Annotated in this window: 16 protein-coding genes and 1 pseudogene; 4 read left to right on the top strand and 13 right to left on the bottom strand. The window is 66.5% G+C overall.

The annotated features are described in order from the left end of the window. Positions 1–75 precede the first annotated feature (75 nt). Together tsf and rpsB are read right to left on the bottom strand one after the other, a co-directional pair. A pseudogene (tsf, locus tag AC3WT0_RS16740) lies at positions 76–789 on the bottom strand (translation elongation factor Ts); the annotation flags it as partial. 85 nt (positions 790–874) lie between these two features. Beyond that, on the bottom strand, positions 875–1645 hold the full coding sequence (gene rpsB / locus AC3WT0_RS16735) for a 30S ribosomal protein S2 (protein ID WP_492754586.1): 771 nt from the start codon (positions 1643–1645) through the stop codon (positions 875–877). A gap of 602 nt (positions 1646–2247) precedes the next feature. Here rpsB and AC3WT0_RS16730 point away from each other — a divergent pair. Continuing rightward, positions 2248–2478, top strand: coding sequence for a hypothetical protein (locus AC3WT0_RS16730; RefSeq protein ID WP_492754585.1), 231 nt, complete (start codon positions 2248–2250; stop codon positions 2476–2478). Here the strand turns inward: AC3WT0_RS16730 and AC3WT0_RS16725 are convergent. Together AC3WT0_RS16725 and AC3WT0_RS16720 are read right to left on the bottom strand one after the other, a co-directional pair. Continuing rightward, positions 2444–3217, bottom strand: coding sequence for a CDP-alcohol phosphatidyltransferase family protein (locus AC3WT0_RS16725; protein WP_492754584.1), 774 nt, complete (start codon positions 3215–3217; stop codon positions 2444–2446). The two genes, AC3WT0_RS16730 and AC3WT0_RS16725, sit on opposite strands and share 35 nt — an antisense overlap. 7 nt (positions 3218–3224) lie before the next feature. Then, on the bottom strand, positions 3225–3959 hold the full coding sequence (locus tag AC3WT0_RS16720; protein ID WP_492754583.1) for a phosphatidylserine decarboxylase: 735 nt from the start codon (positions 3957–3959) through the stop codon (positions 3225–3227). Positions 3960–4071: 112 nt separating this feature from the next. On the opposite strand from AC3WT0_RS16720, the gene AC3WT0_RS16715 reads away from it, so the two are divergent. Next, on the top strand, positions 4072–5292 hold the full coding sequence (locus AC3WT0_RS16715) for an NADP-dependent isocitrate dehydrogenase (RefSeq protein ID WP_492754582.1): 1221 nt from the start codon (positions 4072–4074) through the stop codon (positions 5290–5292). Positions 5293–5397: 105 nt separating this feature from the next. Beyond that, entirely contained in the window at positions 5398–7176 is a 1779-nt protein-coding gene (locus AC3WT0_RS16710; protein WP_492754581.1) for a cation:proton antiporter domain-containing protein, read from the top strand. A gap of 128 nt (positions 7177–7304) precedes the next feature. Here AC3WT0_RS16710 and alaS read toward each other — a convergent pair whose 3' ends face one another. Beyond that, positions 7305–9962, bottom strand: coding sequence for an alanine--tRNA ligase (gene alaS, locus AC3WT0_RS16705; RefSeq protein WP_492754580.1), 2658 nt, complete (start codon positions 9960–9962; stop codon positions 7305–7307). Between the two features lie 52 nt (positions 9963–10014). Further along, positions 10015–11283 (bottom strand): M24 family metallopeptidase, encoded by a 1269-nt coding sequence (locus tag AC3WT0_RS16700; protein ID WP_492754579.1) that lies wholly within the window; start codon positions 11281–11283, stop codon positions 10015–10017. 139 nt (positions 11284–11422) lie between these two features. On the opposite strand from AC3WT0_RS16700, the gene AC3WT0_RS16695 reads away from it, so the two are divergent. Then, entirely contained in the window at positions 11423–12715 is a 1293-nt protein-coding gene (locus tag AC3WT0_RS16695; RefSeq protein ID WP_492754578.1) for a dicarboxylate/amino acid:cation symporter, read from the top strand. A gap of 110 nt (positions 12716–12825) precedes the next feature. Here AC3WT0_RS16695 and AC3WT0_RS16690 read toward each other — a convergent pair whose 3' ends face one another. The 7 genes from AC3WT0_RS16690 to dapA all read right to left on the bottom strand — a co-directional run bounded on the left by AC3WT0_RS16690 (position 12826) and on the right by dapA (position 19759). Next, positions 12826–13452, bottom strand: a complete 627-nt coding sequence (locus tag AC3WT0_RS16690) for a glutathione S-transferase family protein (protein ID WP_492754577.1) — start codon at positions 13450–13452, stop codon at positions 12826–12828. Between the two features lie 331 nt (positions 13453–13783). Then, entirely contained in the window at positions 13784–14863 is a 1080-nt protein-coding gene (recA, locus tag AC3WT0_RS16685; protein WP_492754576.1) for a recombinase RecA, read from the bottom strand. Positions 14864–14964: 101 nt separating this feature from the next. Next, complete coding sequence (locus AC3WT0_RS16680) at positions 14965–15336, bottom strand: response regulator (protein ID WP_492754575.1); 372 nt, start codon at positions 15334–15336, stop codon at positions 14965–14967. Positions 15337–15396: 60 nt separating this feature from the next. Then, positions 15397–17811 (bottom strand): hybrid sensor histidine kinase/response regulator, encoded by a 2415-nt coding sequence (locus tag AC3WT0_RS16675; protein WP_492754574.1) that lies wholly within the window; start codon positions 17809–17811, stop codon positions 15397–15399. Between the two features lie 31 nt (positions 17812–17842). Further along, positions 17843–18409, bottom strand: a complete 567-nt coding sequence (locus AC3WT0_RS16670; RefSeq protein WP_492754573.1) for a DUF2062 domain-containing protein — start codon at positions 18407–18409, stop codon at positions 17843–17845. Next, entirely contained in the window at positions 18402–18884 is a 483-nt protein-coding gene (gene smpB, locus AC3WT0_RS16665; protein ID WP_492754572.1) for an SsrA-binding protein SmpB, read from the bottom strand. Before smpB ends, AC3WT0_RS16670 begins: the two co-directional genes overlap by 8 nt. After that, positions 18884–19759: a 4-hydroxy-tetrahydrodipicolinate synthase gene (gene dapA / locus AC3WT0_RS16660; protein WP_492754571.1), complete on the bottom strand. Its 876-nt coding sequence runs from the start codon at positions 19757–19759 to the stop codon at positions 18884–18886. The genes smpB and dapA overlap by 1 nt, the downstream gene beginning before the upstream one ends. Between the last annotated feature and the right edge of the window lie 91 nt (positions 19760–19850).

The following is a 19850-nucleotide window of genomic DNA, read 5'->3' as shown; positions in this document are numbered from 1 at the left end:
CGTGCTTGTCGCCGAACAGCCAGGCGAGCGACGCGGCGACCGACGAAGCGCCGACGCCGCCGCGCGAGCCGATCACGCGCCTTCGACCATCTTCTCGACGATGTTGGCGGGCTTGCCCGATTCGGCAGCCTTCTCGGCCGCGATCGCGCGCTCGCGCTCGATCACCACCGGATCCAGACCCTCGGCGTGAAGCGCCTGCGGGCTGGCGGCCGCGATGTGCATCGCGATCTGCTTGCCGAGGCCTTCGAGCGTCGCGGCCGGGGCCTTGCTCTCCAGCGCCACGAGCACGCCGATCTTGCCAAGGCCCGGCGCGGCGGCGTTGTGGACGTAGGAGACGACGGCGCCTTCGGTCACTTCGACCGTGCGCGCGCGGCGCAGGGCCTGCTGCTCGCCGATCGTCGCGATGTTGTTGGTCAGCACGTCGGCCACGCTGCCGCCCTGCGGCATCTGGGCGACCTTGAGCGCATCGATGTCGTCGCCGGTGGTGAGCGCGATCTGCGTCACGTCGCGGACGAACGCCTGGAACTGCTCGTTCTTGGCGACGAAATCGGTCTCGCTGTTGACTTCGACCGCAGCGCCCTTGGTGCCGGAGACGGTAACGCCGACCAGGCCTTCGGCCGCGGTGCGGCTCGACTTCTTGGCGGCGGCGGCAAGACCCTTGGTGCGCAGCCAGTCGATCGCGGCTTCCATGTCGCCCGCGACTTCGCCCAGCGCCTTCTTGCAGTCCATCATGCCGGCGCCGGTGCGCTCGCGCAGTTCCTTGACAATCGCGGCAGTGATCTCCGCCATGATCTGATCCTTTCGCTTATGGGTCGGCGGGCCGGACGCCGTCGCCAGCGCCCTGCCCGCCCAATGTTACGGTCGTGCGAACGCCTCAGGCGTCCGCAGCAGTCTCGGCCAGCGCTTCCTCGGCAACCGGCTCGTCGAGCGCGCCGAGATCGACGCCGCGCGAAGCCTGGGCACCCTGGTTGCCACGCGTCGCCGCCTGGGCGATCGCATCGCAATAGAGGCGGATGGCACGGCTGGCGTCGTCGTTCGCCGGAATCGGGAACGCGATGCCGTCGGGGCTGACGTTCGAGTCGAGGATGGCGACGACGGGGATGCCAAGCGTGTTGGCTTCCTTGATCGCCAGCTCTTCCTTGTTGGCGTCGATCACGAACATCACGTCCGGGATGCCGCCCATGTCGCGGATGCCGCCCAGCGAAAGCTCGAACTTGTCGCGCTCGCGGGTGAGCTGGAGCACTTCCTTCTTGGTGAGGCCGTGCGTGTCGCCCGCCAGCTGCTCCTCAAGCGCCTTGAAGCGCTTGATCGAGTTGCTGATGGTCTTCCAGTTGGTGAGCATGCCGCCCAGCCAGCGATGGTTGACATAGTGCTGGCCGGCGCGACGCGCGGCCTCGGCGATCGGCTCCTGAGCCTGACGCTTGGTGCCAACGAACAGCACCTTGCCGCCAGCGCCCACGGTCTGCGACACGAAGTCGAGCGCGCGCGCGAAGAGCGGCACGGTCTGCGACAGGTCGAGGATGTGGATGCCGTTGCGGTCGCCGAAGATGTAGGGCTTCATCTTCGGGTTCCAGCGATGCGTCTGGTGGCCGAAATGCGCGCCCGCTTCGAGCAACGCCTGCAGGGAGACGGTGGGAACCGCCATGGTGTATTCTCCTTACCCGGTTGAACCTCTGGAAGGCAGTGACCAGGCGATGCCCGGCACCGGTATGTGCGCCTTCCATGCGGAATGGCGGCGCAGCTAGCGACTTCGCGGCCGAAAATCAAGGGCGGCGTGGCAGGATCGTTACAACGCGGTAGCCGCCGCCCTTAATGCAACGATACCAAAGGAGATGTTTCAGCCGCCGACAATACTACTCGCTATTGGAAACCTCCTCGGCTGGCGCAGGCACGCCAGCCGCCCGGAGAGCACGAGCCAGTTTATTGTATAGATTTTTATGGCAGCGAACGCTGCCTTCCTCGGCGTTAACAGTTGTGTGAAACCAGCCCGACCGAGGTAAGGCCAAATGGATATGACCCGTTTGCTGATCATACCATGCCCCCATGTGAAGGTAAGCCGTTTTACCCCCACGCTCACTCTTACGAAGATCATCCATGCCGCCGCCCCCGTCCTCATCAGACTCCACTATACAGGAACCGGATTCCCAGCACGACCTTCGCTCAAGGCGGGCAGAATATCACCCCTCGCTTGACATAAGAACAAATAGAGAACAATAATAGCCGCATCACAGGAAACCGGGGGTTCCGATGCTCGCCATTCTTTCGTTCATGATGTTCGTCGCCGCATTCTTTGCCGCCGTCGCGGTTCTTGCGCACAGCTTTGCGAGCGAAGGTTCGCGCATATTCGCGCTGCTCCGTTCGGGCGGGATGATGGCAGCCCCGGCGCCCGAGATGACGTTGCAGCCCCGCGTCGCCCGTCCCCGCGCAGCGGTCGTCAGCCGGGCTAGGCCGGCTGCGACGCTGCGCGCAGCCGCCTGACGCGGGCATAGCTGCGGATGCTGAACGGGATCGAGGCGATATAGGCGATCGAGATCGCGCTGAGCGTCGCCCAGGGCGCGCTGAGCAAGGCGGCGCCCAGCAAGGCGACCAGCGCTAGCGCCTCGAAGCGGATGTTCCGCCGGAGCCGGAGCGACGTCCAGCTATAGGTCGCGACGCTGGAGATCATCAGGAAGGCGATCAGCGCCATCCAGGGGGCCGTGACCAGCGGCGAGCGCAGAACGTCCAGCCCCGTCGCCAGCCACAGGAAGATGGGGAGCAGCGCCAGCCCTGCCCCGCTCGGCGCCGGAACGCCGGTGAGGAAGCCGGCCGACTTGTGCGGCTGCTCGGTCGCATCGATCTGGGCGTTGAAGCGCGCGAGGCGCAGCGCGCAGCAGGCGGCGTGCATCAGCGCGATCACCCAGCCGAACTGCGGCACGTTCTGGAGCGACCAGAGGAACAGGATCACCGACGGCGCGACGCCGAACGCCACGACGTCCGACAGCGAATCGAGCTCGGCGCCGAAACGGCTTTCGCCTTTCAGCATCCGCGCGATGCGCCCATCCATGCCGTCGAGTATGCCCGCGACGACCACGGCAGCGACCGCCTTCTCCCAATCGCCGCCGATCGCGAAGCGCACGCCGGTGAGGCCGGTGCACAAGGCCAGCGCGGTGACGGCATTGGGGGCGACGGCGCGCAGGGGGATGCCGCGGCGCGGCCGATCGATCGGCGCCTGCTTCACGCCGCGCTCACTGCTGGACCGCGACGGCGCTATGGTCGTTCCCGATCACCGCAAGCACGGTCTCCCCCGCCACGGTGCGCTGGCCGAGCGCGACGCGCGGCGCGGTGCCCGCCGGAAGATAGACGTCGACGCGGCTGCCGAAGCGGATGAGGCCGACACGCTCGCCCGCCGTCACCACGTCGCCGGGCTTGACGAAAGGCACGATACGCCGCGCGACCAGCCCGGCGATCTGGGTGAAGCCGATGCGCAGCCCGTCGCTGCGTTCGACCAGGATATGCTGGCGCTCATTATCCTCGCTCGCCTTGTCGAGATCGGCATTGACGAACTTGCCGGGGATATAGGCGATGGCGCGGATCGTGCCCGCGATCGGGCTGCGGTTCACATGCACGTCGAACACGCTCATGAAGATCGAGACGCGGACCAGCGGCCCTTCGCCCAGCCCCGGATCGCCTGCCATCTCGCGCGGCGGCGGCACCGCCTGGATCAGCGTGACCAGCCCGTCGGCGGGCGCGACGATCAGGTCGTCGCCCTGCGGCACGGCACGCACGGGATCGCGGAAGAAGGCGGCCACCCACAGGGTGATGCCCGCCATCGGCCAAGCCAGCACGCTCCAGCCCAGAAAGGCGAAGAGCGCGCAGATCGCGGCCGCGATGAGGATGAACTTGCGCCCCTCCGGATGAACCGAAGGAAAGCGCCATTTGACGGCCGGGCTGGTGACCGAAGGCTTGTCTAGCGATGACATGATGCCCCCTTTACGCGGCGATGCGCGCATAGACAACGTGCCCCGGTTGATCCCCGTGCAGTCATTCCTTAGGAGCGTCGCGAAACCTCCCCAGAATGAAAGCCCGAGGCTCATGGCAAAGATCAAGGTGAAGAACCCGGTCGTCGAACTTGATGGCGACGAAATGACGCGCATCATCTGGCAGTGGATCCGCGAACGGCTGATCCTGCCTTATCTCGACATCGATCTTCGCTACTATGATCTGGGCATGGAAGAGCGCGACCGGACCGACGACAAGGTCACCGTCGATTCCGCGCGCGCGATCAAGGAGTTCGGCGTCGGCGTGAAGTGCGCCACGATCACACCGGACGAAGCCCGCGTCGAGGAATTCGGCCTCAAGAAGATGTGGAAGTCGCCCAACGGCACGATCCGCAACATCCTGGGCGGCGTCGTCTTCCGCGAGCCGATCGTGATCGACAACGTCCCCCGCCTCGTGCCGGGCTGGACCGATCCGATCGTCGTCGGCCGCCACGCCTTCGGCGACCAGTATCGCGCCACCGATTTCCGCGTCCCCGGCCCGGGCAAGCTGCGCCTCGTGTTCGAGGGCGACGACGGCACGGTGATCGACGAGGAAGTGTTCCAATATCCGTCGTCGGGCGTGGCGCTGGCCATGTACAATCTCGACGATTCGATCCGCGATTTCGCGCGCGCCTCGCTCAACTACGGCCTTCTGCGCGAATGGCCGGTCTATCTCTCGACCAAGAACACGATCCTCAAGGCCTATGACGGCCGCTTCAAGGATCTGTTCGCCGAGATCTACCAGAATGAGTTCAAGGCGCAGTTCGAGAAGGTCGGCATCGTCTATGAGCACCGCCTGATCGACGACATGGTCGCTTCCGCGCTCAAGTGGAGCGGCAAGTTCGTGTGGGCGTGCAAGAATTACGACGGCGATGTGCAGTCGGATCAGGTCGCGCAGGGCTTCGGCTCGCTTGGCCTGATGACCTCGGTGCTGCTCAGCCCCGACGGCAAGACCGTGGAGGCCGAGGCCGCGCACGGCACGGTCACGCGCCACTATCGCCAGCACCAGCAGGGCAAGGCGACCTCGACCAACCCGATCGCGTCGATCTTCGCCTGGACCGGCGGCCTCAAATATCGCGGCCGCTTCGACGACACGCCCGAAGTCGTGCGCTTCGCCGAAACGCTCGAGCGCGTGTGCATCGAGACGGTCGAGCAGGGCCAGATGACCAAGGATCTCGCGATCCTCATCGGCCCCGATCAGGCGTGGATGACCACCGAGCAGTTCTTCGAGGCGATCCGCCTCAACCTCGAAACCGCGATGGGCAGCTGGAAGTAATCCTCTGATCCAAACAGCATGTGCCGGCCCCGATATATTTCGGGGCCGGTATTTTTTATGCCGCGGGGGTGGCCTTGATCGTTCCGCCTCGGCCATAGAGTAGCCATGGCCCTTTCGATCAGCACACCGGCATTCAGCGACGCACTCGTCATTCTCGGCGCGGCGGGACTCGTCATCCCGACATTCGCGCGTTTCCGCATCAATCCGGTCATCGGGTTCATCCTCGTCGGCGTGCTCGCCGGGCCGATGGGCTTGGGATCGCTGGTCGCGCAAGCGCCCTGGCTCTATTATTTCACGATCAGCGACCCGCATTCGATCGAGGGTTTCGCTGAACTGGGCATCGTCCTGCTGCTCTTCTCGATCGGGCTGGAACTGTCCTTCCAGCGCCTCTGGTCGATGCGCGCGCAGGTGTTCGGCGTCGGCGCCGCCGAACTGATCGGGTCGGCGCTGATCATCGCGATCATCCTCATCACCTTCTTCGGGATCAGCTGGACGGGGGCGACGGGGCTTGGCCTTGCGCTTTCGCTGTCCTCGACGGCGCTGGTGCTTCCCATCGTCGGCACCGCTGGCCCGGTCGGCCGACTCGCCTTCGCGATGCTGCTGTTCGAGGATCTGGCGCTCGTGCCGATCATCTTCGGCCTCGGCGCGATCGCCCCCAATACCACCGGCGGAGTCGACGCGCTGGTCAAGACATTGTGGATGAGCGGCATCGCGATCGTCGTGATGCTCGTCGCAGGACGGCTGCTGCTGCCGCGGATCTTCGGCCAGGCGGCGCGGACCAAGAGCCCCGAGCTGTTCCTCGCGACCAGCCTGCTCGTCGTCATCGTCGCCAGCACGGTCACGTCGGCAACGGGCCTGTCCCCCATCGTCGGCGCGCTGCTCGCCGGCATCCTGATCGCCGAGACCGAATATCATGACGAGGTCGAGATCACGACCGCGCCATTCAAGGGACTGGCGCTCGGTGTTTTCCTGATCACCGTCGGGATGAGCATCGATCTGCGCTTCCTGATCGACCATGCGGCGCAGATGACGGCGGCGGTGATCGGCGTGGTGATCGTCAAGTCGGCGGTAACGGCGGCGCTGTTGAGGATCAGCGGTGCGCGGCGCGGCGTCGCGATCGAAACGGCGGTGCTGATGGCCTCGCCCTCGGAAACCACGCTCATCGTGCTCGGCGTCGCGACGCAGGGCGGCCTCATCAACCCTGCCGACGCCAATTTCTGGCAGGTCGTGACTGCGATCGGCCTCACGATCACGCCGCTGCTCGCGCGCATCGGCCGCGATGTCTCGCGCCGGATCGAGTTGAAGGACGAGCCGGACACCGAGGTACTGCCCGACATTCACGATGCGCCGGGCACCGTGATCCTCGGCTTCGGCCGCGTCGGGCGGATGGTTGCCGACATGCTTCGCAGCCACGGCAAGAAGTTCATCGCGGTCGAGGCCGATGTCGATGTCGTCGCGCAGGCGCGGCGCGAGGGCTATCCGATCCTCTTCGGCGACGTCTCGCGCCCCGAATTGCTCGACAAGCTGAACCTGGGTCGCGCCGACGCGCTCGTCCTCACCATGGATCAGCCTGCGCTGTCGGCGCGCATCGTCCGCAAGGTGCGCGGCTGGGTGCCCGGGCTGACCATCGTCTCGCGCGCCCGCGATACCGATCATGCCGCGCAGCTCTACAAGGCCGGCGCGACCGATGCGGTCCCAGAAACGCTCGAGGCGTCGCTGCAGCTTTCGGAAACCGTCCTTGTCGAACTGGGCGTCGCGATGGGGCCGCTCATCGCCTCGATCCACCAGATGCGCGACGATCTGCGCCAGACGATGAAGGAATCCGCCAACCTCGATCACGCGCCCAAGCTGTCGCGCACGCGGCTCCGCGATCTGGAGGCCTAGCCTATCCCGTCATTGCGAGCGCAGCGAAGCAATCCAGAAGATGTTCGACGCCGGGCTGGATTGCGTCGCTGCGCTCGCAATGACGACGTTTTCTTCCGCTCGCTAGCCCCGGGGCCACGAAAACCAGCTCAGGCGGCGACGGCCTCGGCTTCCAGCGCGGCGCGGATGACGGCGATGGCTTCGGCCGCTTTGGCCCCGTCCGGTCCGCCGCCCTGCGCCATGTCGGGGCGGCCGCCGCCGCCCTGCCCGCCCAGCACGGCGACCGCGCAGCGCAGCAGCAAAACGGCGTCACGCCCGCCCTTCAGGTCGTCGGTGACGCCGACCGCAACCGAGGCGCGGCCGTCATTGACCGCGATCAGCGCGACCACGCCCGATCCGACGCGCGCCTTCAATTCGTCGACCGCGCCGCGCAGCCCCTTGGGATCGAGTCCCTCGACGATCTGACCGATGAAGCCGTGGCCGCCAATCTGCTCGGGTGCAGCCGCATCGGCCTTGCCGCCGCCCAGCGCCGCAGCCTTCTTCGCCTCGGCCAGCTCGCGTTCGAGCCGCTTACGATCCTCGATCAGCGCGGCGACGCGCGCGGGAACCTCATCCGGCGATGCCTTGAGCGTCGCCGCCGCCTCGCGCAGCCGTTCGTCGCGCGCGTTCAACCAGTTGCGCGCCGCCTCGCCGGTCAGCGCCTCGATCCGGCGCACGCCGCTCGACACCGCGCTTTCCGAGATGATCTTGAACAGCGCGATATCGCCGAGCGCGTTGACATGGGTGCCGCCGCACAGCTCGACCGAATAGGGATCGTCGCCTTCGACGCCCATCGAAAGCACGCGCACCTCGTCGCCATATTTCTCGCCGAACAGCGCGAGCGCGCCGGCCTCGACCGCCGCATCAGGCGTCATCAGCCGCGTCGTCACCGCTTCGTTGCTGCGGATCTGCGCGTTCACGTCGGCCTCTACCGCCGCGATCTGCTCGGGCGTCAGCGCCGAGGGGTGCGAGAAGTCGAAACGCAGGCGATCGGGCGCGACGAGGCTGCCCTTCTGCGTCACATGCCCGCCAAGCCGCTCGCGAAGCGCGCGATGAAGCAGGTGCGTGGCGCTGTGATTGGCGCGAAGCTGGGCGCGGCGGACCTTGTCGATCGCCAGATGAACCGTGTCGCCGACGCGGACGGTGCCCGCCTCGATCCTGCCCTGGTGCGCGTGGAGCCGGCCGAGCGGCTTCGACGTATCCTCGACGACGATACGCAGCCCGCCGTCATTGTCGATGACGCCGCTGTCGCCCATCTGGCCGCCCGATTCGCCGTAGAAGGGCGTCTGGTTGGTGAGGATAACGACCGAATCACCGGCGTCGGCGCTGTCGACGCGCGCGCCGTCCTTGACGATCGCGACAACCTGCCCTTCGCCTTCGCTCGAGACATAGCCGGTGAATTCGGTGCCGCCCTGTTCCTCGGCGATGTCGAACCAGACATCTTCGGAAGCCTTGGCGCCCGATCCCTTCCACGCGGCGCGCGCCGCCGCCTTCTGCTCGGCCATCGCCGCATCGAAGCCCGCGCGATCGACGCCAAAGCCCTGCGCGCGCAGCGCATCCTCGGTCAGGTCGTAGGGGAAGCCGAACGTGTCGTAGAGCTTGAACGCGGTACCGCCGGGCAGCACGTCGCCGGTCTTCATCGCGCCCGTCGCCTCGTCGAGCAGGCGCAGGCCGTTGGCGAGCGTCTGGCGGAAGCGCGTTTCCTCCTGAAGCAAGGTGGCCTCGATCAGCGGCTGGGCGCGGATCAGCTCGGGATAGGCGACGCCCATCTCGGCGATCAGCGCCGGCACCAGCCGGTGCATCAGCGGATCCTTGGCACCCAGCAGGTGCGCATGGCGCATTGCGCGGCGCATGATGCGGCGAAGCACATAGCCGCGCCCTTCGTTGGCCGGCAGCACGCCATCGGCGACGAGGAAGCCCGACGAACGCAGATGATCGGCGATCACCCGGTGGCTCGCCTTGTGGTCGCCGTCGGTCGCGGTGGCGGTCAGCGCGCCGCTCGCCGCGATCAGCGCCTTGAACGTATCGGTGTCGTAATTGTCGTGGACGCCCTGGAGGACGGCGGCAACGCGTTCCAGCCCCATGCCGGTATCGATCGAGGGGCGCGGCAGATCGCGCACGATCTCGTTCGCTTCCTGCTCATATTGCATGAAGACGAGATTCCAGATCTCGGTGAAGCGATCGCCATCCTCGTCGGCGCTGCCCGGGGGGCCGCCAAAAATGTGGTCGCCATGATCGTAGAAGATTTCCGAGCAGGGGCCGCACGGGCCGCTGTCGCCCATCGCCCAGAAATTATCCTTGGTCGCGATACGGATGATCCGGCTTTCGGGAAGCCCGGCGATCTTCTTCCACAGGTCGAACGCCTCGTCGTCGGTATGATAGACGGTGACGGTCAGCCGGTCGGGCGCAATGCCCCACTCGCGCGTGACGAGGTTCCACGCGAGGGCGATCGCGCGTTCCTTGAAATAGTCGCCGAACGAGAAATTGCCGAGCATCTCGAAGAAGGTGTGATGCCGCGCCGTATAGCCGACATTGTCGAGATCATTATGCTTCCCGCCCGCGCGCACGCACTTTTGCGACGAGGTGGCGGTGACGTATGGCCGCGTCTCCAGCCCGGTGAAGACGTTCTTGAAGGGCACCATGCCGGCGTTGACGAACATCAGCGTCGGATCGTTGTGCGGCACCAGCGGCGCGGACGGAACGCGCGCATGGCCTTCGCCCTCGAAATAGTCGAGGAAGGAACGGCGGATATCGTTGGTCGAGCTCATGAGTGCGATCTAGGGGCGCGCGGGCTTTTGCTCAAGCGAAACGCGGCGATATTCACCCGAACGGCTTGTCGATCGAGGGCGGCGGCACCGAGAACCAACGCGGCCCCGCTTCGGTGATGTGGATGCAATCCTCCAGGCGCACGCCGAAGCTGCCGGGCAGATAAAGCCCCGGTTCGTCGGAAAAGCACATGCCGGGCGCCAGCGGCGTGGTTTCGCCATGGACGAAATTGACCGGCTCGTGCCCGTCCATCCCAATCCCGTGACCGGTGCGGTGCGGCGTGCCGGGCAGCTTGTAGCGCGGACCGTAGCCGAGCTTCTCGTAATAGGTGCGGACCGCATCGTCGACCGCGCCCGCCGGCGTGCCGACCTGCGCGGTGCGGAAGGCGATCTGCTGCCCCTCATGCACCTGATCCCAGACCTTGCGCACCGGATCGGGGGCCATGCCGGGTACGAAGCTGCGCGAGATATCCGAGGCATAGCCCTCGACCGTGCAGCCGCAATCGAACAGCACCACCTCACCCTCGCGGACATGCTGGGGCTTGTGGCTGCCGTGGGGATAGGCCGCCGCCTCGCCGAGCAGGATCAGCCCGCCGTCATAATCGCCGCCCAGCTTGCGCGTCGCCGCGCCGATCAGCGCATCGATCTCGCCCGGGGTCATGCCTTCCTTCACGCGCGGCCATGTCCAGCGAAACGCGGCGACGGTGATATCCGCCGCCTTCTGCATCAGGGCGATCTCGGGCGCGGTCTTGATCATCCGGCAGCCGCGCACGACCGGATTGGCGCTGACGATCTCGACGCCGGGGAGCGCGCGCGCCAGCCCGTCCGCGGCGAAGAAGCGCACGGTTTCCTCGACGCCGATCCTGCCCCTGGCGAGCTTGCGATCGCGCAACGCCCCGGCGAGCAGCGCGATCGGGCTTTCATCCTCCTGCCAGACGCGCACCTCCGCATCGATGCCGAGCGATTCGCGGACCGAAGGCTCCTCGAAGAAGGGGGTGACGACCACCGGGCGCCCCTCGACCGGGATCAGCAAGGCAGTCAGCCGTTCCGATCGCCACCAGCGGATGTTGGAGAAATAGATCATCGACGATCCCGGCTCGATCAGGATCGCGGAGAGGCCGTTGTCGGCCATCAGCTTCTGCGCGCGGGCGATGCGCCGCGCGCGCTCGGCGGCATCGATCGGCTTAACGTCGCCGGTCATCGACTGCAGGTCACTCGTGTCGATATCGGCGGCGAAGGCGGCAAGTGGCAGCGCCAGCGATGCGCCAAGCGCCGCGCCGCCGGCGAGCAATTCGCGTCGCCCGAGCCTGAAACCTTGCCTCATCCCGTCCCCCTGCATCGACATTCATTCCCCACGCTCAACGGGCGGCGACGCTGCCACCCCGTGCGTGCGCACGCAATGGGCGGGTTGACCCAGCGGCGACAATCGCCTTGTTGGGGCGAACACTGGATGGGGACCGTTCGTGGCCAAGCGCCTGACCTATTATATTCTGGCCGGGCTCGTGCTCGGCATCATCGTCGGCTGGATCGTCAACGCGTCGATCGGCGACGCGACCCCCGCGCAGCATGCGACGCTGGAAAGGGTCGCCGGCTATTTCTCAATCATCACCACCATCTTCCTGCGCCTGATCAAGATGATCATCGCGCCGCTGGTCTTCTCGACGCTGGTCGTCGGCATCGTCCATATGGGCGACACCGCCGCGCTCGGCCGCGTCGGCGCGCGCGCCTTGCTGTGGTTCGTCAGCGCCAGCCTCGTCTCGCTCACCCTCGGCCTGATCCTGGTCAACCTGCTCAAGCCCGGCATCGGGCTCGATTTCCCGCTGCCCCCGGTGACGGCGACGAGCGGCGTCAATCAGGCCGGGTTCGACCTCAAGGATTTCGTCACCCACATCTTCCCCGCCTCGATGATCGAGGCGATGGCGACCAACGAGATCCTCCAGATCGTGATCTTCTCGCTGTTCGTCGGCGTCGCGATCACCGCGGTCGGCGAAAAGGCGAAGCCGCTGGTCGGCGCGATCGAGGCGCTGGTCGCCGTCATGCTCCAGATCACATCCTATGTGATGCGTTTCGCGCCCTTCGCGGTGTTCGCGGCGGTGAGCGGCACGATCGCCGAGCGCGGCCCCGCGATCCTCGGCGACCTCGCCTATTTCATGGGCAGCTTCTACCTCGGCCTCATCATCCTGTGGGCGGTGCTGCTCGGCGCCTGCTTCCTGATCGTCGGCAAGCGGACTGGCCTGCTCATCCGCTATATCCGCGAGCCGCTGCTCATCGCCTTTTCGACCGCGTCGTCGGAGGCCGCCTATCCGCGCACGCTGGAGGCGCTCGATCGCTTCGGCGTGCCGCCCAAGATCGCCAGCTTCGTGCTGCCGCTCGGCTATTCGTTCAACCTCGACGGGTCGATGATGTACATGACCTTCGCGACGATCTTCATCGCGCAGGCCTATGGCATCCACCTCAACCTGACGCAGGAAATCACGATGCTGCTGGTGCTGATGGTGACGTCGAAAGGCGTCGCCGGGGTCCCGCGCGCCAGCCTTGTCGTGATCGCTGCCACGCTCTCGCTGTTCAAGATTCCCGAGGCGGGGCTGCTGCTGATCCTCGCCGTCGATCATTTCCTCGATATGGGGCGGACGGCGACCAACGTGATCGGCAATGCGGTGGCGAGCACCGTCATCGCGCGCTGGGAAGGCAATCTCGATCCGCGCGAGCCCGCCGAGATCGAGCCGCCGCACGCGCCCTCGCACCGCCACCCCTGACACGCTCCGTCATTGCGAGCGAAGCGAAGCAATCCAGAACGATGCCCGGCGTCAGGCTGGATTGCGTCGTCGGCTCCGCCGCCTCGCAATGACGACGCGCAACTCAGCCTTCACGCATAGGCATAAGGCCCGCCGCGTTCGAGCGCGGCCTGATAGGCAGGGCGCGCATGGATACGGTCGAGCCAGCCGGTAAGGCGCGGGCGGCGTGAGTCGAGCCCGGCGCGGCCGCGCGCGGCTTCGAGCGGGAAGCTCATCATCACGTCGGCGGCGGTGAAATCGTCGCCCGCGAACCAGTCGCGCTCGGCCAGCTCGCGTTCGAGATAGTCGAGATGCTGGTCGAGCATCGCCTGGATGCGCGAGCGCGCCGGGCGGCCGAGCAACCCCAGCCGGTTGATGACGAGCATCACCAGCAGCGGCGGCATCAGCGACCCTTCGGCATAGTGAAGGAACTGGCGATAGCGCAGGATCGTCGGCCGGTGCGGCGCGGGCCCAAGGCGGCCATTGGCCTTCTCGACCAGATATTCGACGATCGCCCCTGTTTCGGCGATCACCCATTCGCCATCCTCGATCACCGGGGACTTGCCGAGCGGATGGACTTTGCGGAGCGCGGGCGGCGCGAGCATCGTCCTGGGATCGCGCTCGTAACGCTTCACCTCATAGGGAAGCTCCAGTTCCTCGAGCATCCACAGCACGCGCTGCGACCGGCTGTTTTCGAGATGATGGACGATGATCGTCATGGGCCTCTCCGATGATTGTCGCGGCCGATTGTCCGCGCTGCTTCAGTGACTGTCCAGAGCAAGGCCCTTTTGATGCGGCCCGCTCCCGTCATTGCGAGCGCAGCGAAGCAATCCAGTTCGATGTCGAATATTCCTGGATTGCGTCGTCGGCTCCGCCTCCTCGCAATGACGGGGCGAAGTTGACAAAGTTGACAGGCTCACGCGCCGTCCGCCGATCCCGCCAGAATGCAAAGAGGCCCGCCGAACCAAGTCGGCGGGCCCCGGGTGCTTGGCGCGCAGGACGCCGCTTTCCCCTGTGTCCGGCGCCCGACCGTCGTCGGGCTTCGGCGCCTCAGAGGTCGGCGTCGTCATCGTCCGCGCCGGATCCTGTCATCATTTCCTCGGCGACGCGCTCGGTCTGGCTGCGGATCGCCTTTTCGAGCCTGTCCATCACCTCGGGATTTTCGCGCAGATAGGTCTTGGCGTTCTCGCGCCCCTGGCCGATGCGGATCGAATCGTAGGAGAACCAGGCGCCCGACTTCTCGACCAGCCCGGCCTTGACGCCGAGATCGAGAATCTCGCCGACCTTCGAGATGCCTTCGCCATACATGATGTCGAATTCGACCTGCTTGAACGGCGGGGCGACCTTGTTCTTCACAACCTTCACGCGCGTGGCGTTGCCGACGATATCGTCGCGATCCTTGATCTGGCCGGTGCGGCGGATGTCGAGGCGGACCGAAGCGTAGAATTTGAGCGCGTTGCCACCCGTCGTCGTCTCCGGGTTGCCGTACATCACGCCGATCTTCATGCGGATCTGGTTGATGAAGATCACCATGCAGCGCGACCGGCTGATCGATCCGGTGATCTTGCGCAGCGCCTGCGACATGAGGCGCGCCTGCAGGCCGACATGGCTGTCGCCCATCTCGCCTTCGATTTCCGCACGCGGGACGAGCGCCGCGACTGAGTCGATCACCAGCACGTCGATCGCGTTGGAGCGCACCAGCGTGTCGGCGATCTCCAGCGCCTGTTCGCCCGTGTCGGGCTGCGAGACGATCAGTTCGTCGATGTTGACGCCCAGCTTCTTGGCATAGACGGGATCGAGCGCATGTTCGGCGTCGATGAAGGCGGCGGTGCCGCCCGTCTTCTGCGCCTCGGCGATGGCGTGGAGCGCCAGCGTCGTCTTGCCCGAGCTTTCGGGCCCGTAAACCTCGATGATGCGGCCGCGCGGCAGGCCGCCGATGCCGAGCGCGATGTCGAGCCCCAGCGATCCCGTGGAGATCGCCTCGATCTGCATCGTTTCCTTGCTGCCCAGCTTCATCGCCGAGCCCTTGCCGAATGCGCGGTCGATCTGTGCGAGCGCCGCCTCGAGTGCCTTCTGCCTGTCCATATTCCCCGCAGTTCCGCTGTCTATGACCTTAAGCTGTGCCGCCATGGCCGGGCTCCCTCGTAGATGGACGGCGCGTCCCGATCAACGCTCCTGAAGGCCCGTGTATATGATTTGTTCCATAAGAACAAGAGTGGAACAAAAAGATGTCAGGCGCGCGCCAGCAGATCGTCCAGCGCCGCGCCGAGCGCGTCGATCGTATAGGGCTTGGACAGCGCCGGCGCATCGGCATGCGCGGCCGGCGGCGGCGCCGTCTGCCCGCCTGTCGCAAGCACGAAGGGAATGCCGGCCGCGACCAGGGCGTCGGCGACCGGCCACGCCGGCTCGCCCCCGCTCAGATGCACGTCGAGGATAGCCGCGTCGCAGCCCCCTTCCGCGACCAGCGCGAGCGCCGCGGCGACGCTGTCGGCGCTGCCGGCGGCGGCATAGCCAAGCTCGTCCAGATAATCCTCGATCATCATGGCGATGATCGGTTCGTCCTCGACGATCAGGATCGTGGGGCGGTTCGCTTGCTCGCTCATTCCGCCCGCACCTAGCGCCTATCCGGCTGGAACGGAAGCCGAAGCCGCCCGCCCCGCCCGCTATTTGGGCGCGAGCACGCCACGCACTGCCTCGGCAAGCTGCTGCACCGAGAAGGGTTTGGGCAGGAAGCCGATGCCATCGAGATCGATGGATTTGCGCAACTGTTCCTCGGCATAGCCCGACATGAACAAGATCGGCAGCTCCGGGTTCCGCGCGCGGGCGTGGCGCGCCATCGTCGGGCCGTCCATCGTCGGCATCACCACGTCGGACACGAGCAGATCGATCGCGGCGCTCTCCTCGAGCCGCTCGAGCGCCTCCTCGCCATTCGCCGCCGTGATGACCTTGTAGCCATGGCGAGTGAGCGCGCGTTCGGCGACGGCGCGCACCATATCCTCGTCCTCGACGAGCAGAACGGTGCCGCTGCCCCACAGCTCGGTCTGGCGCTCGCGCTCGCGCACCGGGGCCTTGGTCTCCCCCGCCTCGGCGCGGTGGACGGGCAGGTAGATGGCGAAGCTCGTCCCCACCCCCATCTTCGATTCGGCGAAGATGAAGCCGCCCGACTGCTTGACGATGCCATAGACGGTCGACAGGCCCAGCCCCGTGCCCTTGCCCACTTCCTTGGTGGTGAAGAAGGGCTCGAAGATCTTCGACATCACCTCGGGCGGGATGCCGGTGCCGGTATCGGTCACGCGCAGCGCGGTATATTCGCCCTCGGGCATGATCTCGCTGTTCACCCGCCGCGCCTCGGCGGCCGAGACGGCGTAGGTCTGGATGGTCAGCTTGCCGCCGCCGTCGCCGTCCTCCTTGGCGAGCATCGCGTCGCGCGCATTGACCGCGAGATTGACGATCACCTGTTCGAGCTGGCCCGGATCGGCGCGGACGGGCGCCAGGTTGCGGCCGTGCTTGACCTCGATCGGGATCGTCTCGCCCAGCAGGCGCTTGAGCAGGTTGAACACGTCCGACACCACGTCGGGAAGCTGGAGCACCTGCGGGCGCAGCGTCTGCTGGCGCGAGAAGGCAAGCAGCTGGCGCGTCAGGCTCGCCGCGCGGTTGGAATTGGCCTTGATCTGCTGGATGTCGTCATAGTCGCTGTCGCCCGGCGTATGGCGCATCAGCATCAGGTCGCAATGGCCGATGATCGCGGTCAGAATATTGTTGAAATCATGCGCGACGCCGCCGGCGAGCTGGCCGACCGCCTGCATCTTGGTCGCCTGCGCGACCTGGCGCTTGAGCTTGGTCTCCTCGCCCGTGTCCTTCATGCTGAGCAGCACGGCGACTTCGCCCAGCCCGCGCGCGCCGGCGATCGAGATCGGCACGGTTTCCTCGGGGCGCACGCGCAGCCGCACCGCGATGTCGCCCGAATGCTGCTGGCCCGATGCGAAACGGCGCACGGCATCGGCCAGCGCCGCCTTGTCCTCGCGCACCACCAGATCGCCGGGATAGACGGGCGGCGGCCCCTCGTTCATCCCCGCAGCCTTCAGGAAGGCGTTGTTGATCAACAGGAAGCGCCCCTCGCGATCGGCGAGCGCAAGCCCGAAAGGCAGCATCGGCAGCAGCGTCTGGAGATGGCTGAAGGCGCTGCCGTCATCGGGCGCGCGGCCGGCCTGATCATCATCGATCAGGAAGACGAGCGTGGTGACGCGCGTATCCTCGCCCTCCAGCGGCACCTGAAGCAGGCGCACCGGCGTGCCCGCCTCGCCGTCGCGGTCGAAACGCACCAGCCCCTGCTTGTCGATGGCGAGCAGCGAGATGAAGTCGCGCCCCTCGAGCACGGCCTCGTTGCGGCCCGTGGCGCGGCGCATGAAGGCGCGGTTGGCCGACTTGATCCGCCCCTCCGCACCGAGCAGCGCCGCCATGATCCCGGATTCGCCCAGCCGGTCGCCGCCCGCGCCGCTCACCAGTCGCCGCGCCTCGGCAACCAGATCGAGGCTCAGCGCGGGGCGGAAGCGCCAGATCAGATGATCCTCGGCACGGCCGCCGCGCACGACCTCGGTCTGCAGCTGGATCGTATCGCGAGAGATGCGGTCGGCACGGCCGCTACCGTCGCGCCAGGCGGCGCGCGCAGCCTCGGTCAGCCGCGCGATGCCGGCTTCGCCGACGGGCAGCGCGGGCGGCGTCGCGAAACCGCCGAACCAGACACCGAACAGGTCGTTGGCGCAGACGAGCCGGCCGGCACGATCGGTGACCGCGACGGCGATCGAATCGCTGTCCGCCGCCTCGCGCACCAGCGACCAGTCATTGGCGTCGGCGGCCGTGGTCTCGCGCGGATAAAGCTGGCGATAGAGGAAGATCAGCGCCATCGCCGCGACGAAGGCCGCGAAGAAGCCGGCGGCGGCAGCCAAGCTGTCGAGCGCCCAGAGAATGACGAGCGCGGACAGGCCGCCGGCGACCAGCGTGAGCAGCGCCGTCGCGCGCGGCACGCCCATTTCGTTCGCGCCCCCCGCGATCTGCGATGTCTTCGGCACCGTCGCCATCAGAAGACCCTAGCCGAGGCGCGCGACCGTTTCACCCCCGGTGATGATGATGCGCGCGCGACCGCCACTTGGCCGCAATCCACAGCCGCCAGAACAGCGCCGACAGCGCATAACCGACGATGCCCGCCACCGTCGCGATGGTCACGAGCCCGGCGAGCAGCGCAGGCGCCGCCGCCGAAAGCAGCCAGTCGATCCATTCGCTGAGCGGCACGCCGTCGCGCATCATGGTCATCATCGTGTGCGGATCGGCATGAACGCCGAACACGTTGCTGCCCACCCACAAGGCGGCGATGACAAGGAAGGGCGTCGTCACCGGGTTGCTGAGCAGCGTCGTACCCGCCGAAAGCGGGACGTTGGCACGCAGGGGAATGGCGAGCAGCGCGGCGCTCAGCGGCTGGATGACCGGGACCATCACGAGGATGCCGATGAACAGCCCCAGCCCGATCGCGCGTGGCACCGACCGGCGCGTAAAACGCCACAATGCAGGGCGAAGCAGCAGGTGCGCGACCGGGCGCAGCCAGCGATTGGCCTCCATCTCCTCGCGCGTGGGGAGCATGGCGCGGATCTTGTCCGCCGCCCAGGTCTTACTCCTAGCCACGGTCCCTCAGCAGGCGTGACTGCTCGCGTTTCCAGTCGCGCTCCTTCTCGGTTGCGCGCTTGTCGTGCATCTTCTTGCCCTTGGCGAGCGCGAGCTCGACCTTCGCGCGGCCGCGCGGGTTGAAGTAGATGGACAGCGGGATGAGCGTCATCCCCTCGCGCTGGACGGCGTTCCTCAGCTTGTTGATCTCGCGCTCGTGGAGCAGCAGCTTGCGCGGACGCTTGGGCTCGTGATTGAAGCGGTTGCCGTGGCTGAACTCGGGGACGTTGGCGTTGATCAGCCAGACCTCGTCGTCCTTCAGCTCGGCATAGCTTTCCGCGATCGATCCCTCGCCGAAGCGCAGCGATTTCACTTCGGTGCCGGTCAGGGCGATGCCGGCCTCGTAGAAATCCTCGAGGAAATATTCGTGCCGCGCGCGCCGATTCTCGGCCGCGATCTTCACTTTTTCGAACGTTGCGGGTTTGGGACGCGCCATCAGATAAGCCCGGCAATCTCCAGCGCCTTGTCGACGCGCGCACGCGCGGCAGCCGAAGGCGGTGTCATCGGCAGGCGCAGCTCGGCGCTGAACTCGGGCTTGATGCGGTTGAGCGCATATTTGACCGGGCCGGGCGAGGCGTCGGCGAACAGCGCATCGTGGAGCGGATAGAGCCTGTCCTGAAGCTCGCGCGCGACTTCCCAGTCGCCCGAAAGGCAGGCCGACTGGAATTCGGCGCACAGGCGCGGCGCGACATTGGCGGTGACCGAGATGCAGCCGCGCCCGCCCATCGCCATGAAGCCCAGCGCCATGTCGTCATTGCCCGAAAGCTGGCAGAAATCGGCGCCGCAGGCGATGCGCTGCGCCGTGACGCGGCCGGCGACGCCCGTCGCATCCTTGACGCCGACGATCGTCGGGATCTGCGCAAGGCGGCCGAGCGTGTCGACCGAGATGTCCGTCACCGTGCGCGCGGGAACGTTGTAGAGGATGATCGGCAGGTCGCACTTCTCGGCAAGAAAGGCGAAATGGGCGTAAAGCCCGTCCTGATTGGGTCTGTTGTAATAAGGCGCGACGAGCAGCGCGGCATCCGCACCCTCGGCCTTGGCGAAGCGCATATGATCGAGCGCGGTCATCGTGTCGTTCGATCCGCAGCCCGCGATCACGGGCACGCGCCCTGCCGCCGTCCTGATGCACAGCGCGATCAGGCGGTGGTGCTCGTCATTGTTCAGCGTCGCGCTTTCGCCGGTCGTCCCGCACGGCACGAGCCCGCTGCTGCCCTGCGCGATCTGCCAGTCGATCAGCGCGGCATAGCCTGCCTCATCGACCGCCCCGTCGCGAAACGGCGTCAACAGGGCCGGAATGGACCCGGAAAACATCACGAGAATCCTTCACTTCTTAACCTCCATGCGGCATAGTGCGCATATGAGGCGGTCTGTTCGTTCATCGCCAGATAAGGAGCCGAGGGGC

It is taken from the genome of Sphingomonas sp. EU05-FHT14C10, assembly GCF_058790595.1.
The sequence above is the reverse complement of the archived record's forward strand: the minus strand, read 5'-3'. Positions and strand labels throughout refer to the sequence as shown.

Coding starts and splice junctions, on each gene's coding strand:
- rpsB (WP_492754586.1), bottom strand. CDS start 1,645: ATGGCGGTTCCCACCGTCTCCCTGCAGGCGTTGCTCGAAGCGGGCGCG.
- AC3WT0_RS16730 (WP_492754585.1), top strand. CDS start 2,248: ATGCTCGCCATTCTTTCGTTCATGATGTTCGTCGCCGCATTCTTTGCC.
- AC3WT0_RS16720 (WP_492754583.1), bottom strand. CDS start 3,959: ATGTCATCGCTAGACAAGCCTTCGGTCACCAGCCCGGCCGTCAAATGG.
- AC3WT0_RS16715 (WP_492754582.1), top strand. CDS start 4,072: ATGGCAAAGATCAAGGTGAAGAACCCGGTCGTCGAACTTGATGGCGAC.
- AC3WT0_RS16710 (WP_492754581.1), top strand. CDS start 5,398: ATGGCCCTTTCGATCAGCACACCGGCATTCAGCGACGCACTCGTCATT.
- alaS (WP_492754580.1), bottom strand. CDS start 9,962: ATGAGCTCGACCAACGATATCCGCCGTTCCTTCCTCGACTATTTCGAG.
- AC3WT0_RS16700 (WP_492754579.1), bottom strand. CDS start 11,283: ATGAGGCAAGGTTTCAGGCTCGGGCGACGCGAATTGCTCGCCGGCGGC.
- AC3WT0_RS16690 (WP_492754577.1), bottom strand. CDS start 13,452: ATGACGATCATCGTCCATCATCTCGAAAACAGCCGGTCGCAGCGCGTG.
- recA (WP_492754576.1), bottom strand. CDS start 14,863: ATGGCGGCACAGCTTAAGGTCATAGACAGCGGAACTGCGGGGAATATG.
- AC3WT0_RS16680 (WP_492754575.1), bottom strand. CDS start 15,336: ATGAGCGAGCAAGCGAACCGCCCCACGATCCTGATCGTCGAGGACGAA.
- AC3WT0_RS16675 (WP_492754574.1), bottom strand. CDS start 17,811: ATGGCGACGGTGCCGAAGACATCGCAGATCGCGGGGGGCGCGAACGAA.
- smpB (WP_492754572.1), bottom strand. CDS start 18,884: ATGGCGCGTCCCAAACCCGCAACGTTCGAAAAAGTGAAGATCGCGGCC.
- dapA (WP_492754571.1), bottom strand. CDS start 19,759: ATGTTTTCCGGGTCCATTCCGGCCCTGTTGACGCCGTTTCGCGACGGG.